Annotated in this window: 10 protein-coding genes; 8 read left to right on the plus strand and 2 right to left on the minus strand. The window is 71.8% G+C overall.

Annotated features, from left to right (window positions below; all coding sequences use genetic code 11):
* Window positions 1–70: 70 nt before the first annotated feature.
* On the minus strand, window positions 71–505 hold the full coding sequence (locus ACGH52_RS36435) for a PGPGW domain-containing protein (RefSeq protein WP_076972559.1): 435 nt from the start codon (window positions 503–505) through the stop codon (window positions 71–73).
* A 298-nt stretch (window positions 506–803) separates the two neighbouring features.
* On the opposite strand from ACGH52_RS36435, the gene ACGH52_RS36440 reads away from it, so the two are divergent.
* Both ACGH52_RS36440 and ACGH52_RS36445 read left to right on the plus strand, forming a co-directional pair.
* Window positions 804–2,669, plus strand: a complete 1,866-nt coding sequence (locus ACGH52_RS36440; RefSeq protein WP_399945722.1) for a CocE/NonD family hydrolase — start codon at window positions 804–806, stop codon at window positions 2,667–2,669.
* Window positions 2,670–2,707: 38 nt separating this feature from the next.
* Window positions 2,708–2,947: a DUF5302 domain-containing protein gene (locus ACGH52_RS36445; protein WP_399945725.1), complete on the plus strand. Its 240-nt coding sequence runs from the start codon at window positions 2,708–2,710 to the stop codon at window positions 2,945–2,947.
* A gap of 83 nt (window positions 2,948–3,030) precedes the next feature.
* On the opposite strand, the gene ACGH52_RS36450 is transcribed toward ACGH52_RS36445, so the two are convergent.
* On the minus strand, window positions 3,031–3,978 hold the full coding sequence (locus ACGH52_RS36450; RefSeq protein WP_399945728.1) for a methionyl-tRNA formyltransferase: 948 nt from the start codon (window positions 3,976–3,978) through the stop codon (window positions 3,031–3,033).
* A 176-nt stretch (window positions 3,979–4,154) separates the two neighbouring features.
* On the opposite strand from ACGH52_RS36450, the gene ACGH52_RS36455 reads away from it, so the two are divergent.
* The 6 genes from ACGH52_RS36455 to ACGH52_RS36480 all read left to right on the plus strand — a co-directional run bounded on the left by ACGH52_RS36455 (window position 4,155) and on the right by ACGH52_RS36480 (window position 11,536).
* Entirely contained in the window at window positions 4,155–5,510 is a 1,356-nt protein-coding gene (locus ACGH52_RS36455) for a lysine N(6)-hydroxylase/L-ornithine N(5)-oxygenase family protein (protein WP_076972557.1), read from the plus strand.
* Window positions 5,511–5,521: 11 nt separating this feature from the next.
* Window positions 5,522–6,592, plus strand: coding sequence for an iron ABC transporter permease (locus tag ACGH52_RS36460; RefSeq protein ID WP_076972556.1), 1,071 nt, complete (start codon window positions 5,522–5,524; stop codon window positions 6,590–6,592).
* Window positions 6,593–6,642: 50 nt separating this feature from the next.
* A complete protein-coding gene (locus ACGH52_RS36465) occupies window positions 6,643–7,707 on the plus strand; it encodes an iron ABC transporter permease (RefSeq protein ID WP_259293947.1) in 1,065 nt (354 codons plus the stop codon).
* 38 nt (window positions 7,708–7,745) lie between these two features.
* A complete protein-coding gene (locus ACGH52_RS36470; RefSeq protein ID WP_399945733.1) occupies window positions 7,746–8,609 on the plus strand; it encodes an ABC transporter ATP-binding protein in 864 nt (287 codons plus the stop codon).
* A gap of 87 nt (window positions 8,610–8,696) precedes the next feature.
* A complete protein-coding gene (locus ACGH52_RS36475) occupies window positions 8,697–9,749 on the plus strand; it encodes an iron-siderophore ABC transporter substrate-binding protein (protein WP_076972553.1) in 1,053 nt (350 codons plus the stop codon).
* 2 nt (window positions 9,750–9,751) lie between these two features.
* Window positions 9,752–11,536, plus strand: coding sequence for an ABC transporter ATP-binding protein (locus ACGH52_RS36480; protein WP_399945736.1), 1,785 nt, complete (start codon window positions 9,752–9,754; stop codon window positions 11,534–11,536).
* Window positions 11,537–11,589: the final 53 nt, after the last annotated feature.

The following is an 11,589-nucleotide window of genomic DNA, read 5'->3' on the forward strand; positions in this document are numbered from 1 at the left end:
AGGGGGCGCGTCGGCGCGACAAAAGCGGGACGCTGTCCCGGTTAAATATACGGAACGCTGTCCCGTTTGGTCAACGCGCACGTTCCGGAGCCGGCGGTGAGCCGCGACGCGCCGCCCGGACGCGGCGGTGGCTCCACCCGAGCAGGGCGAACAGCACGAAGCCGGAGACGATCAGGCTCCCCCCGGTGGCCCATCCGGAGTACGGCAGCTCGGACACGAGGCCCCAGGCCACGCCGGCGGCGAGGAGGAACAGCCCCACAAGCACGGACCCGGCGATGCGCCATCCGGAGGAGACGCTCTCCTCGGCGGCACGCATCGCCCGGATGCGCACCGGGGCGACGAACCGGTCCAGCGCCGGAACGGCCCGCGCCAGCAGCACCACCCCGGCGAAGACGAGCAGCAGGCCAGGCCCGGGCAGCACCAGCAGCGCGACGCCGAGCAGCAGCAGGACCGCGCCGAGGGCGCCCAGGGCGGTGCGCCGGATCGATTCGACACCCCGCGCCATGGCGCCCCACTCTCCTGCGGTCGGCAAGGACTTCGGTTCCGTCGGCGTGCCCCAGCCTAGGCAGGGATCGGGGCGCGGGCGATTCCGGAGCGTAGGTGGGCGCGGAGCCGTGGGCCCGGCCGGTGAGGGCCCGGGTGCCGTCGTCCGGCAGGCCCGGCCGGAGACAGGTGCCCGGTCACGTCCGCCAACACCCGATGTGGCAGGGGAAGTTGCGATTCGGCCCCATCGACGCGCGGGGACTTCGCTGCTAGACCTGCACCACCCGTACCACCTGCACCCGCCTTCCAAGGAGGAGCATGTGAGACCACGTCGCGCGGTCGTCCGGACCGCATCGGCACTCGTCGCCGCCCTCGCCCTGACCGTCGGCCTGGGCGGCCCCGCCGTCGCGGCGCACGAGGCGGAGGCCGGTTCGGCCGCCACCGGGACCGGCCCTGTCACGCACGAGGAGAACGACCGGGTCCCGGAGGGCTCGGTCTGGACCCAGCACTACTTCCCGTCCGCCGACCGCTCGGGCACCCGGCTGCACGCCGACGTCCTGCTGCCCGAGGGCCTGAAGCGGAAGGAGAAGGTGCCGGTCATCCTGTCGATCGGCCCGTACTTCGCCCACGCGGGCCAGACCGGCCCCGAGGGCTGGTCCCACACCGGCCCCTCCGCCCGCTTCCAGGACTTCATCGAGGGCACCGACCTGTTCGACCAGGGATACGCCTTCGTCATGGTGGACCTGCGCGGCTTCGGCGGCTCCACCGGATGCCTGGACTGGGGCGGACCCGGCGAACAGGCCGACGTGAAGGCCGCGGTCGACTGGGCCGCGAAGCAGCCGTGGTCCACCGGCGCGGTCGGCATGTACGGCAAGTCCTACGACGCCGTCACGGGCCTCATCGGCAACAACCTGGACCAGCGCGCGCTCAAGGCCGTGGTCGCCCAGGAACCCGTGTGGGACATGTACCAGTACATCTACTCCAACGGCGTGCCGCGCCCGAACGTGACGGGCACCGCCGGCGCCTACAACTCCATCGCCTCGATGCCCCCGATGGCGGACGACGACCCCCGCTACCAGGCCGCCGCCCGCTACGAGGAGAGCCACCCGGAGTGCCTGACGGAGAACTCGGCCGGCTACCGCATATCCGACCAGCGGGACCGGCACTGGACCTCCCGCGACCTGGCGAGGATGGCCCGGGGCAGCGACACCCCGCTGTTCGTCACGCAGGGCTTCATCGAGAACAACACCAAGCCCGAGGAGATGGAGGAGTACCTCGACAACCACCGCGGCCCCGAGCGCGGCTGGCTCGGCCAGTGGGACCACGTGCGCGGCGGCGACCGCGTCGAGGACGGACGCCTGGCCATGGGCCGCGAGGGCTGGTACGACGAGACCCTCGCCTTCTACGACCAGTACCTGAAGGGCACCAGGCCGACGGTGCGGTATCCGGCCTACTCCGTCGAGGACAACACCGGCGCCTGGCGGGCCCAGCGCACCTGGCCCGTCACCGAGTCGTCGGTGACCCTGCCGCTGGGCGGCGGCTCCTACGTGGACGACGGCGGCGCGTCCGCCCGCGCGGCCCTGACCGCGTCCGGAGCCCCGGCGCCGAAGGCCCCGCCGCAGCCCACCGGCGAGTGGGACATGGAGAACGCGCCCGCGACCGAGCGGCCCGCCCCGGCCGGGCTGGCCGCGGAACTGGTGGAGCGTCAGCGCGCCGGTGAGGTCGCCTCCAGCTTCTTCGTGTGGTCGAAACCGCTGCGGAAGGCCACCCGCGTCACCGGCACCCCGCAGGTGTCCCTGACGGCCCGCGGCGAGGGCAACGTGATGTTCAAGCTGTACGACGTCGCCCCGGACGGCACCGCGGTCATGTTCGACGAGCAGGTCTCCCTGGTGAAGCCGGGCCGCATGAGCGTCGACCTGAAGGCGACCGACTGGACCCTGGCCGCCGGGCACGTCCTGGCCGTGGAGATCGGCTCCATCCAGACCGGCTCCTGGCGCGACACGCCCTCCGGCGAGACCATCGAGGTCAGGGGTGCCGGGCTCGGCCTGGCCCTGGACGACCCGGCCGACGACATCGCCACCGCGGGCGACCGGTCACCGTACCTGGACACGTACCTGCGCCAGTACACGGTGAGCCTGCCGGCGGGGCCGGGCACATTCTCGGTGGTTCCGGGCGGCCGGTCGTGACAAGCTGTGCTCCTGTTGTCCGAGCCCAGGAGGTCGCCATGACTGAAGAGTCTTCATCGCAAGCAGGTTCGGAACCGGCGGAGGACGAGCGCACCGCCCTGACACCCGACGCCGACGGTCGGTACGACCTGAAGGACAAGTTCCGCCAGGCGCTGGAGCGCAAGCGCGGCAAACAGGCGGAGGCCGCGGCCCTCGCCGCGGGCGCCGACGTGGCGAAGATCCGGGGCACCCACGGCCCTGCCGCCAGTCAGCGTTCCTTCCGGCGCAAGAGCGGCTGAGGCCGCGCACGACCGTCCCGCGCAGGGCCCGACCGTGGCAGCACGGTCGGGCCCTGCCCGTCGTGGACGGCCGGACGGGGGGATCAGGGACGGGAGGTCAGATAGCCGCCCATGGAGGTGAAGTACTCCGTCGCGGCCAACTCCCGCCCGTCCTCGGTGCGTACGCGTGTGACGGCTAGGCCGTGGTTGCGGCCCCGGCGCGCGTCCGCCCCGGCGACGATCACCACGCCCTCGCCCTCGCGGTAGAAGATCCGGCCGGGCGTGCCGCCGTAGCGGCCCTCGGAGACCACCGCGGCGAGGATCTCCAGCCGCCTGCCCCGGTGGAAGGTGAAGGCGCTGGGGTACGGCTCGGACTGGGCCCGGACCAGACGCTCCAGGTCCTCGGCCGGCCAGCTCCAGTCGATGCGGATGTCCTCGGCGGACCGCTTGTGGAAGAAGCTCGCCTGCGACCGGTCCTGCCGGGTGAACTCCGTCTGTCCGGCCGCGATGAGCCCGAGGGCGCCGATGGTGACCGGGGCGATGAGGTCGACGGTCTTGTGGAACAGATCGGTGGCGGTGTCCGTCGGACCGACCGGCACGGCCTCCTGCCGGACGATGTCACCGGCGTCCAGCTCGTCGTTCATCACGTGCGCGGTGACGCCCACCTCGGTCTCGCCGTTGATCAGCGCCCAGATCAGCGGGGAGAACCCGGCGTACTTCGGCAGCAGTGAGTCGTGCACGTTGAGCGTGCCGTGGCGCGGCAGGCCGAAGATGCGCGGGGGGATCCAGGTCCGCCAGTTGTTGGCGACGATGATGTCCGGATCGGCGTCCTCGAGGCGCTCGAACAGCTCGTCGTCGTCCGGGCGGTTGCGGATCAGCACCGGGACGCCGTGCTCCTCGGCGAGGTCGGCGACGGAGTCGCTCCAGATCTTCTCGTACGCGTGCTCGCTCTTGGGATGGGTCACCACCAGGACCACGTCGTGTTCGGAGTCCAGCAGGGCTCGAAGGGTGCGGTGCCCCCAGGTCTGGTAACCGAACATGACGACCCGCATGGGCGTTCCTCCTCGAGGCAGGGGCTGACCGGGGCAGTTAAGCAAGCCTTACCTTAGTGCGCAACACCGCCGCAAGATCCGTCAGTTGGCCTGAATCGGTCCCCGGCACGCCCTATCGACAGCGGTATCTCATTAGCTTAGGCTCACCTAAGTTTCCGGCGCACGATGGGAGTGACATGTCACAGGTTCTTCCTGCTGACTCAACGCTGGTCCACGACCTCATTGGTATCGGCTTCGGACCGTCCAATGTCGCCATGGCGATCGCGATCCGCGAACACAACGCACGGGCCGGCGGGCAGGGGGCGCTCGACGCCCGCTTCTTCGAGCAGCAACCAAGCTTCGGCTGGCACCGCGGCATGCTGATCGACGACGCGACCATGCAGGTGTCCTTCCTCAAGGACCTGGTGACCCTGCGGAATCCGGCCAGCGAGTACAGCTTCCTGTGCTACCTGCAGAGCAAGGGGCGGCTGATCGACTTCATCAACCACAAGAACCTCTTCCCGCTGCGGGTCGAGTTCCACGACTACTTCGAGTGGGCCGCGGGCAAGGTCGACGACATGGTCTCCTACGGCCACGAGGTCGTCGGCGTCGCACCCGTCGTGCGGGACGGAGTCGTGGACCACCTGGAGGTGACGGTCCGTTCGGGGGAGGGCCTCGAGATCCACCGGGCCCGCAACCTCGTCGTCGGCACCGGGCTGCGCCCCCTCGTACCGGAGGGCGTGGAGCGCGGCGACCGCGTCTGGCACAACTCCGAACTGCTGGCCAGGGTCGACGCGTTGGAGGGCACCTCGCCCTCCCGGTTCATCGTCGTCGGCGCCGGGCAGAGCGCCGCCGAGAACGTCGCCTACCTGCACCGCCGCTTCCCCGCGGCCGAGGTCTGCGCGGTCTTCGCCCGCTACGGCTACAGCCCGGCCGACGACAGCGCGTTCGCCAACCGGATCTTCGACCCGGCGGCGGTCGACGACTACTTCACCGCGCCCGACGGCGTCAAACAGCGGCTGATGGACTACCACGGCAACACCAACTACTCCGTGGTGGACATCGACCTGATCGACGACCTGTACCGGCAGATGTACCGGGAGAAGGTCCTCGGCACCGAGCGGCTGCGCTTCCTCAACGTGTCCCGGCTCTCCGACGTCAAGGAGACCCCCGACCGGGTACGCGCCACCGTGACCTCCCTGGTCACCGGCGAGGAGAGCCTCCTGGACGCCGACGTCGTGGTCTTCGCCACCGGCTACGGCCCGGCCGACCCGCTGGGCCTGCTCGGCGAGGTCGCGGACCGCTGCCTGCGCGACGACGAGGGCCGGGTGCGCGTCGAGCGCGACTACCGCGTCGCCACCGACCCCGCCCTGCGCTGCGGCATCTATCTGCAGGGCGGCACGGAGCACACGCACGGCATCACGTCGTCGCTGCTGTCCAACACCGCCGTCCGGGTCGGCGAGATCCTGGAGTCGCTCCTCGACCGGGGGCTCAAGTCCGCTTCCGACGAGGCCCGTACGGTCGCCGACGGAACCGGCACCGGCGCGCGTTAGTCTACGTCGCCATGACCACGACCACGCCCGCGGCCCAGCGGCCCGCGTCCGCGCCCGGGGGCCCGACTCAGGCCCGGCGGCGCCGTCTTGCCGGCCTGGGTGTGCTGGCGGCCCTCCTCGTGGTCGCGGCGGCGGCCTCGCTCGCCGTGGGTGCGCGCGCGCTCAGCCCCGCCGAGGTCTGGCACGGGCTGTTCGCGGCCCCCGAGGCCGACCAGCGGCTCACCGAGATCAGACTCATCGTGCACACCGTACGGCTGCCGCGCACGGTGCTCGCCGTCGTGGCCGGCATCGCGCTGGGCGTCGGCGGGGCACTGATCCAGGGGTACACGCGCAACCCCATCGCCGACACGGGGCTGCTGGGGGTCAACTCCGGCGCCTCGTTCGCCGTGGTGTCGGGGATCGCCGCCTTCGGGTTCACCAGCCCGTTCCAGTACGTCTGGTTCGGCTTCCTGGGTGCGGCGGTCGCCGGTGTCGTCGTGTTCGGGCTGTCGAGCATCGGCCGGGGGGCGGGCAACCCCCTGACGCTCGCGCTGGCCGGGCAGGGGGTCACGGTGTTCCTCGCGGCGATGACCACGGCGGTCGCGCTGACGGACAAGGCCTCGCTGAACGCCCTGCGGTTCTGGAACGCGGGCTCGCTGACCGGGGTCGGCTTCGACGTCATCTGGCCGGTGTCCGCCTTCATCGCCGCGGGGCTGCTGCTGGCGCTGACCACGCTGCCCTCCGTCAACCTGCTCAACCTGGGGGACGACGTGGCACGGGGGCTCGGCGTGAACATCGCGCTGACCCGCACCATCGGTATCGTCGCCATCACCCTGCTGGCCGGGGCGGCGACGGCGGCCTGCGGTCCCATCGCGTTCCTCGGGCTGATGGTGGCGCACGTGGCCCGGTACCTGACCGGCCCCGACTACCGCTGGCTGGTGCCGTACGCCGGTCTGCTCGGGGCGGTGGTGCTGCTGGTCTGCGACATCGTGGGGCGCCTGGTCGTACGGCCGGGGGAGCTGGACGCCGGGGTCGTCGTCTCGCTCCTCGGCGCACCGTTCTTCGCCGTCCTGGTGTGGCGCGGCAAGTTCAAGAACGCGTGAACGGGGCGGACGTGAAGGCGAACGGGGCGGATACGGCGGTGGATGCGGCAGTGGACGCGAAGACGGACGCGCGGGCGTCGGTGGCGCCCGGCGTGCGGTTCGGCGGCGTGTCGTTCGTGTGGCGGCCCTGGATCGCGGGTGTCACCCTGCTCCTGGCGGTGGCGGCCTTCCTGGTGTTCTGCCTGTCCATCGGGGTCGGGGACTTTCCCATCGCCCTGCCCAGGGTCCTCGCGACGATCTTCGGCCGGGGCGAGCAGGTCGACGAGTTCGTGATCATGGATCTGCGGATGCCCCGGGCCCTCGCCGGGCTCGTCGTGGGCGTCGCGCTCGGGGTCTCCGGCGCCCTCACCCAGTCGATCGCCCGCAATCCGCTGGCCAGCCCGGACGTCCTCGGCATCACCAGCGGCGCCGGCGCGGTCGCGGTCTTCCTGGTGACGGTGTCGGGCGGCGCCGCGACGGCCGTGGCCGACTCGGTGGGCCTGTCGGCGGCGGCGCTCGCGGGCGGCCTGGGCACCGGACTGCTCGTGTACTTCATGGCGTGGCGCCGCGGGATCGACGGCTTCCGGCTCATCCTCATCGGCATCTCGGTGAACGCCGTGATGCAGGCGATCACGACGTGGCTGCTGGTCGGCGCCGACATCAGGGACGTGGCCCGGGCCCAGGCCTGGCTGGTGGGCTCGCTGGACAACCGGTCGTGGGACGAGGTCCACCTCGCGCTGTGGTGCACGCTCGCCCTGCTGGTCGTCGTGGCCTGTGTCGCCTTCCAGTTCAAGCCGCTGCACTTCGGCGACGAGGTCGCCGCCGGGCTCGGCGTCCGGTACGGCGCGGTGCGCGCGGTCCTGCTGCTGTGCGCGGTGCTGCTGGCCGGCGTGGCGGTGAGCGCGGCGGGACCGGTGCCGTTCGTCGCGCTGGTGGCGCCGCAGGTGGCGCTGCGGCTGGCCAGGTGCCCGACCCCGCCACTCGTGGCCTCCGGCCTGGTGGGGGCGCTGCTGCTGACCGGTTCGGACCTGGTCGCGCGCACCGCGCTGCCCGTCTCGCTGCCGGTCGGTGTGGTCACCGCCGCCATCGGCGGGCCCTTCCTCGTCTATCTGCTGGTGCGGGCCAACCGCAGATAGCTGGTACAAAGTAAGGTGAGCCTAATCGAGGGGGCCTTGTGGTCGTTCAGTCCATCACCGGGACCGAGACGGTAGTTGACGGCGCCTCACGGCTGGCGGCCCGGGGCGTCACCGTCGGGTACGGTTCCCGGTCGGTCATCGACGGTCTCGACGTGGCGATCCCGCCCGGGGTGATCACCACCATCATCGGACCCAACGGCTGCGGCAAGTCGACCCTGCTGCGCACCCTGTCCCGGCTGCTGAGGCCGACGGGCGGAACGGTCGTGCTGGACGGCGAGGACATCGCCTCGCTGAGGACCCGCGACGTGGCGAAGAAGCTCGGCCTGCTGCCCCAGGCGCCGGTGGCCCCGGAGGGGCTGACGGTGTCCGACCTGGTGGCCCGGGGCCGTCACCCGCACCAGAGCTGGCTGCGGCAGTGGTCCTCGGACGACGCCGACGTCGTACGGCGGGCGCTAGCCATGACCGGCGTGTCCGACCTCGCGGACCGTCCCGTCGACTCGCTCTCCGGCGGACAGCGCCAGCGCGTGTGGATCTCGATGACCCTGGCCCAGGGCACCGACCTGCTGCTGCTGGACGAGCCCACCACCTATCTGGACCTCGCGCACGCGGTCGACGTGCTCGACCTGGTCGACGACCTGCACGAGTCCGGGCGCACCGTCGTCATGGTGCTGCACGACCTCAATCTGGCCACGCGCTACAGCGACAACCTCGTCGTCATGCGGGAGGGCGCGATCCTGGCGCAGGGGCATCCGCGCGACGTGGTCACCGCCGACCTGCTGCACGAGGCGTTCGGACTGCGCGCCAAGGTGATCGACGACCCGGTCGGGGACCGCCCCCTCGTCGTGCCGATCGGACGCACCCACGTCGAACTCGGCCCGTCACCCTCGGAGTTGTCGCGGTGAGGGTAGGCTAACCTCACTCAGGCGCGATAAGGTTTGCTGCCCTCAGAGGGGGCGCAGTGGACGGCGCGACAGCAAAGGGATCTCCGGATGCTCCTCAGAACGACGCGTATGAAGCCCTGGCGACGACTCGCGGCGGCCCTGTCCGCCGCTGCGCTCGGCGTCGGACTCCTCGCGGGATGCGGTTCCGACTCGGACGACCCGGCGGACCGGGCCGGCGGCGACACCCCGGCCGCCGCCGGTGCCTTCCCGGTCACCGTGGAGCACGCGTTCGGGACGACGAAGGTCGAGAAGGCCCCCGAGCGGGTCGTCTCCGTCGGCTACACCGACGACCAGACCGTCCTGGCCTTCGGCATCAAGCCCGTCGGCATGGTCGACCAGTACCCGAACCCGGCCGGGCAGAGCCCCGACATCAACACCCAGTGGCCCTGGGTGAAGGACAAGTGGGGCGGCGCCGTGCCCGAGGTCATCATGAAGAACGGTGACACGGGCCCCAACTACGAGAAGATCGCCGCCCTGCGCCCCGACCTGATCGTCGCGGTCTACTCCGAGATCGACCAGGCCGCCTACGACAAGCTCTCCAGGATCGCGCCCACGGTGGGCCGCACCAAGGGCGAGAAGGAGCCCTTCAGCGCTCCCTGGCAGGACAACGCGCTGCACATCGCCAAGGCGCTCGGCAAGGCCGAGGAGGGCGAGAAGATGGTCGCGGACATCCAGGGCAAGCTGGACGCGGCCAAGCGGGACCACCCCCAGTTCGCGGACCAGACCGCCGTGGTGCTCTCCTGGTACAAGGACTCGGTGGCCCCGTTCACCTCCACCGACGTGCGTGGACGGCTGGTGACCGGCATCGGCTTCAAGTACCAGACCGAGATCGACAAGATCGCCGACGGCGACTTCTACACCACGCTCTCGCCCGAGCGCGTCGACCTGGTCGACGTGGACCGCGTCTTCGTCATCAACGACAAGGCGGACCAGGACGCGTTGAAGAAGTTCGAGCTGTTCGGCAACCTGGACGCCGTCAAGAACGGCAAGGTGTCGTACCTGCTGGACAGCGAGGGCCCGGCGGTCGGCGCGGCCATCTCCCAGGGCACCCTGCTGTCCATGCCGTACGCCGTCGACGAGCTGGTCAAGGCGGCCGGGTAGGGGTGAGCGTCACCGACACCCGTCCCGCCTCGGCCGTCCTGCGTACGGCGACCGGACGCGAGGCGGCCCGATGGGTCACGGCCCACTGTCGCGAGGTGCCGTGGCTGACGGCGGCCACGGTGCTCACCACGGTGGCCGGGGCGGCGCTCCAGGTGCTCCCGGTGCTGCTGCTGGGCCGCGTGGTCGACGCGGTGGCCGGGGGCGACTCGCAGTCCGTCCTGGTCACGATCGGCGCCCTGATGGTCGCCGCGGCGCTGCTCGGCGCGGCGGCGACCGCGGTGTCGACCTATCTGATCGGGCGGTTGGGCGCCGACCTGCTCGCCCGGCTCCGTGAGGGCGCCGTCCGCGCGGTGCTGGCCATGCCCAGCGCCCGCGTCGAACAGGTGGGCCGCGGCGACGTGCTGTCCCGGGTCGGCGACGACGTCGCCGTCATCTCCAAGGGCATCCGCACCGCCGTCCCCACGGTGTTCTCCGCGGGCGTCCTCGTCGCCATCGCCACGGCCGGCATGTTCGGCCTCGACTGGCGGCTCGGTCTGGCGGGCGCGGGCGCGCTGCCCGCCTACGCGCTGGCCCTGCGCTGGTACCTGCCGAGGTCCGCCCCGCTGTACCGCAGGCAGCGGGTGGCCCAGGCCGACCGGGCGCAGGCCCTGATCAGCGGCCTGAACGGCATCGACACCGTCCGGGCGTACCGGCTCGAGGACGCCTTCCGGGAGCGGGTCACCCACGAGTCGTGGCGGGTGCGCGACCTCGGCATCGAGGTGTTCCGGTTCTTCGGCCGGTTCGTCGGCCGGGAGAACCGCGCCGAGTTCATCGGGCTGACCCTCATCATCGTGGTGGGCTACGCGCTGCTGGAGGCGGACGCGGCCACGCTGGGCCAGGTCTCGGCGGCCCCGCTGCTCTTCCACCGGCTGTTCACGCCGCTGGGCGCCATCATGTTCACCTTCGACGAGGCGCAGAAGTCGGGCGCGAGCCTGACCCGCCTGGTCGGCGTGCTGGGGGAGGACGCCGCGGACCGGCTGGTGGGCGACGAGTCCGTCGGCGCCGCGGCCGGACCGTACCCGGTCACGGTGCGCGGACTGACGTTCACCTACCCGGGTGCCGAGGAGCCGGTGCTCAGGGACGTCGACCTGACCATCCCGGCGGGTGGCTCGCTCGCCCTCGTGGGGGCGACGGGCGCGGGCAAGACGACCCTGGCCGCGCTGGTCGCGGGGATCGGGACCCCGCAGGCGGGGTCGGTGCGCGTCGGGCAGACCGACCTGGCGGGACTCGACGAGGCCGGGGCGCGGGCCCTGGTGAGCATCCTGACCCAGGAGACCCACGTGTTCTCCGGGCCGCTCGCCGACGACCTGCGGCTGGCCGCGCCGCGGGCGACCGACGCCGAACTCCTGGACGCCCTGCGCACCGTGGGCGCCGGACAGTGGGTCGAGGCGCTGCCCGACGGGCTGCACACGCTCGTGGGCGAGGGCGGAGAGCGGCTGGACGTGACCAAGGTCGCCCAGATCGCGCTGGCCCGGCTGGTGCTCGCGCGGGCGCCGGTGGTGGTCCTCGACGAGTCCACCGCGGAGGCGGGCAGCGAGGGTGCCGCCGAGCTGGAACGGGCGGTGCTGGCCGCGTGCGCGGGCCGGACCACGCTGTTCGTGGCGCACCGCCTGACCCAGGCGATGGCGGCGGACCGGATCGCCGTCCTGGACGCCGGACGGGTCGTCGAGGAGGGCACCCACGCGGAGTTGGTGGCTCTGGGCGGCCGCTACGCACGGCTGTGGCGGGCCTGGCGAGAGGGAAGTTAGGCGGGGTGTTAGGCATGCCTAAGTTAGGTTAGCCTGCCTTCATTCCTTGGAAG

The organism is Streptomyces sp. BBFR25 (genome assembly GCF_044590125.1).
Lineage (GTDB): Bacteria > Actinomycetota > Actinomycetes > Streptomycetales > Streptomycetaceae > Streptomyces > Streptomyces canus_D.

Excerpts from the sequence above, each read along its gene's own strand:
- ACGH52_RS36455 (WP_076972557.1), top strand. The coding sequence starts at position 4,155 with ATGTCACAGGTTCTTCCTGCTGACTCAACGCTGGTCCACGACCTCATT.
- ACGH52_RS36435 (WP_076972559.1), bottom strand. The coding sequence starts at position 505 with ATGGCGCGGGGTGTCGAATCGATCCGGCGCACCGCCCTGGGCGCCCTC.
- ACGH52_RS36445 (WP_399945725.1), top strand. The coding sequence starts at position 2,708 with ATGACTGAAGAGTCTTCATCGCAAGCAGGTTCGGAACCGGCGGAGGAC.
- ACGH52_RS36460 (WP_076972556.1), top strand. The coding sequence starts at position 5,522 with ATGACCACGACCACGCCCGCGGCCCAGCGGCCCGCGTCCGCGCCCGGG.
- ACGH52_RS36475 (WP_076972553.1), top strand. The coding sequence starts at position 8,697 with ATGCTCCTCAGAACGACGCGTATGAAGCCCTGGCGACGACTCGCGGCG.
- ACGH52_RS36450 (WP_399945728.1), bottom strand. The coding sequence starts at position 3,978 with ATGCGGGTCGTCATGTTCGGTTACCAGACCTGGGGGCACCGCACCCTT.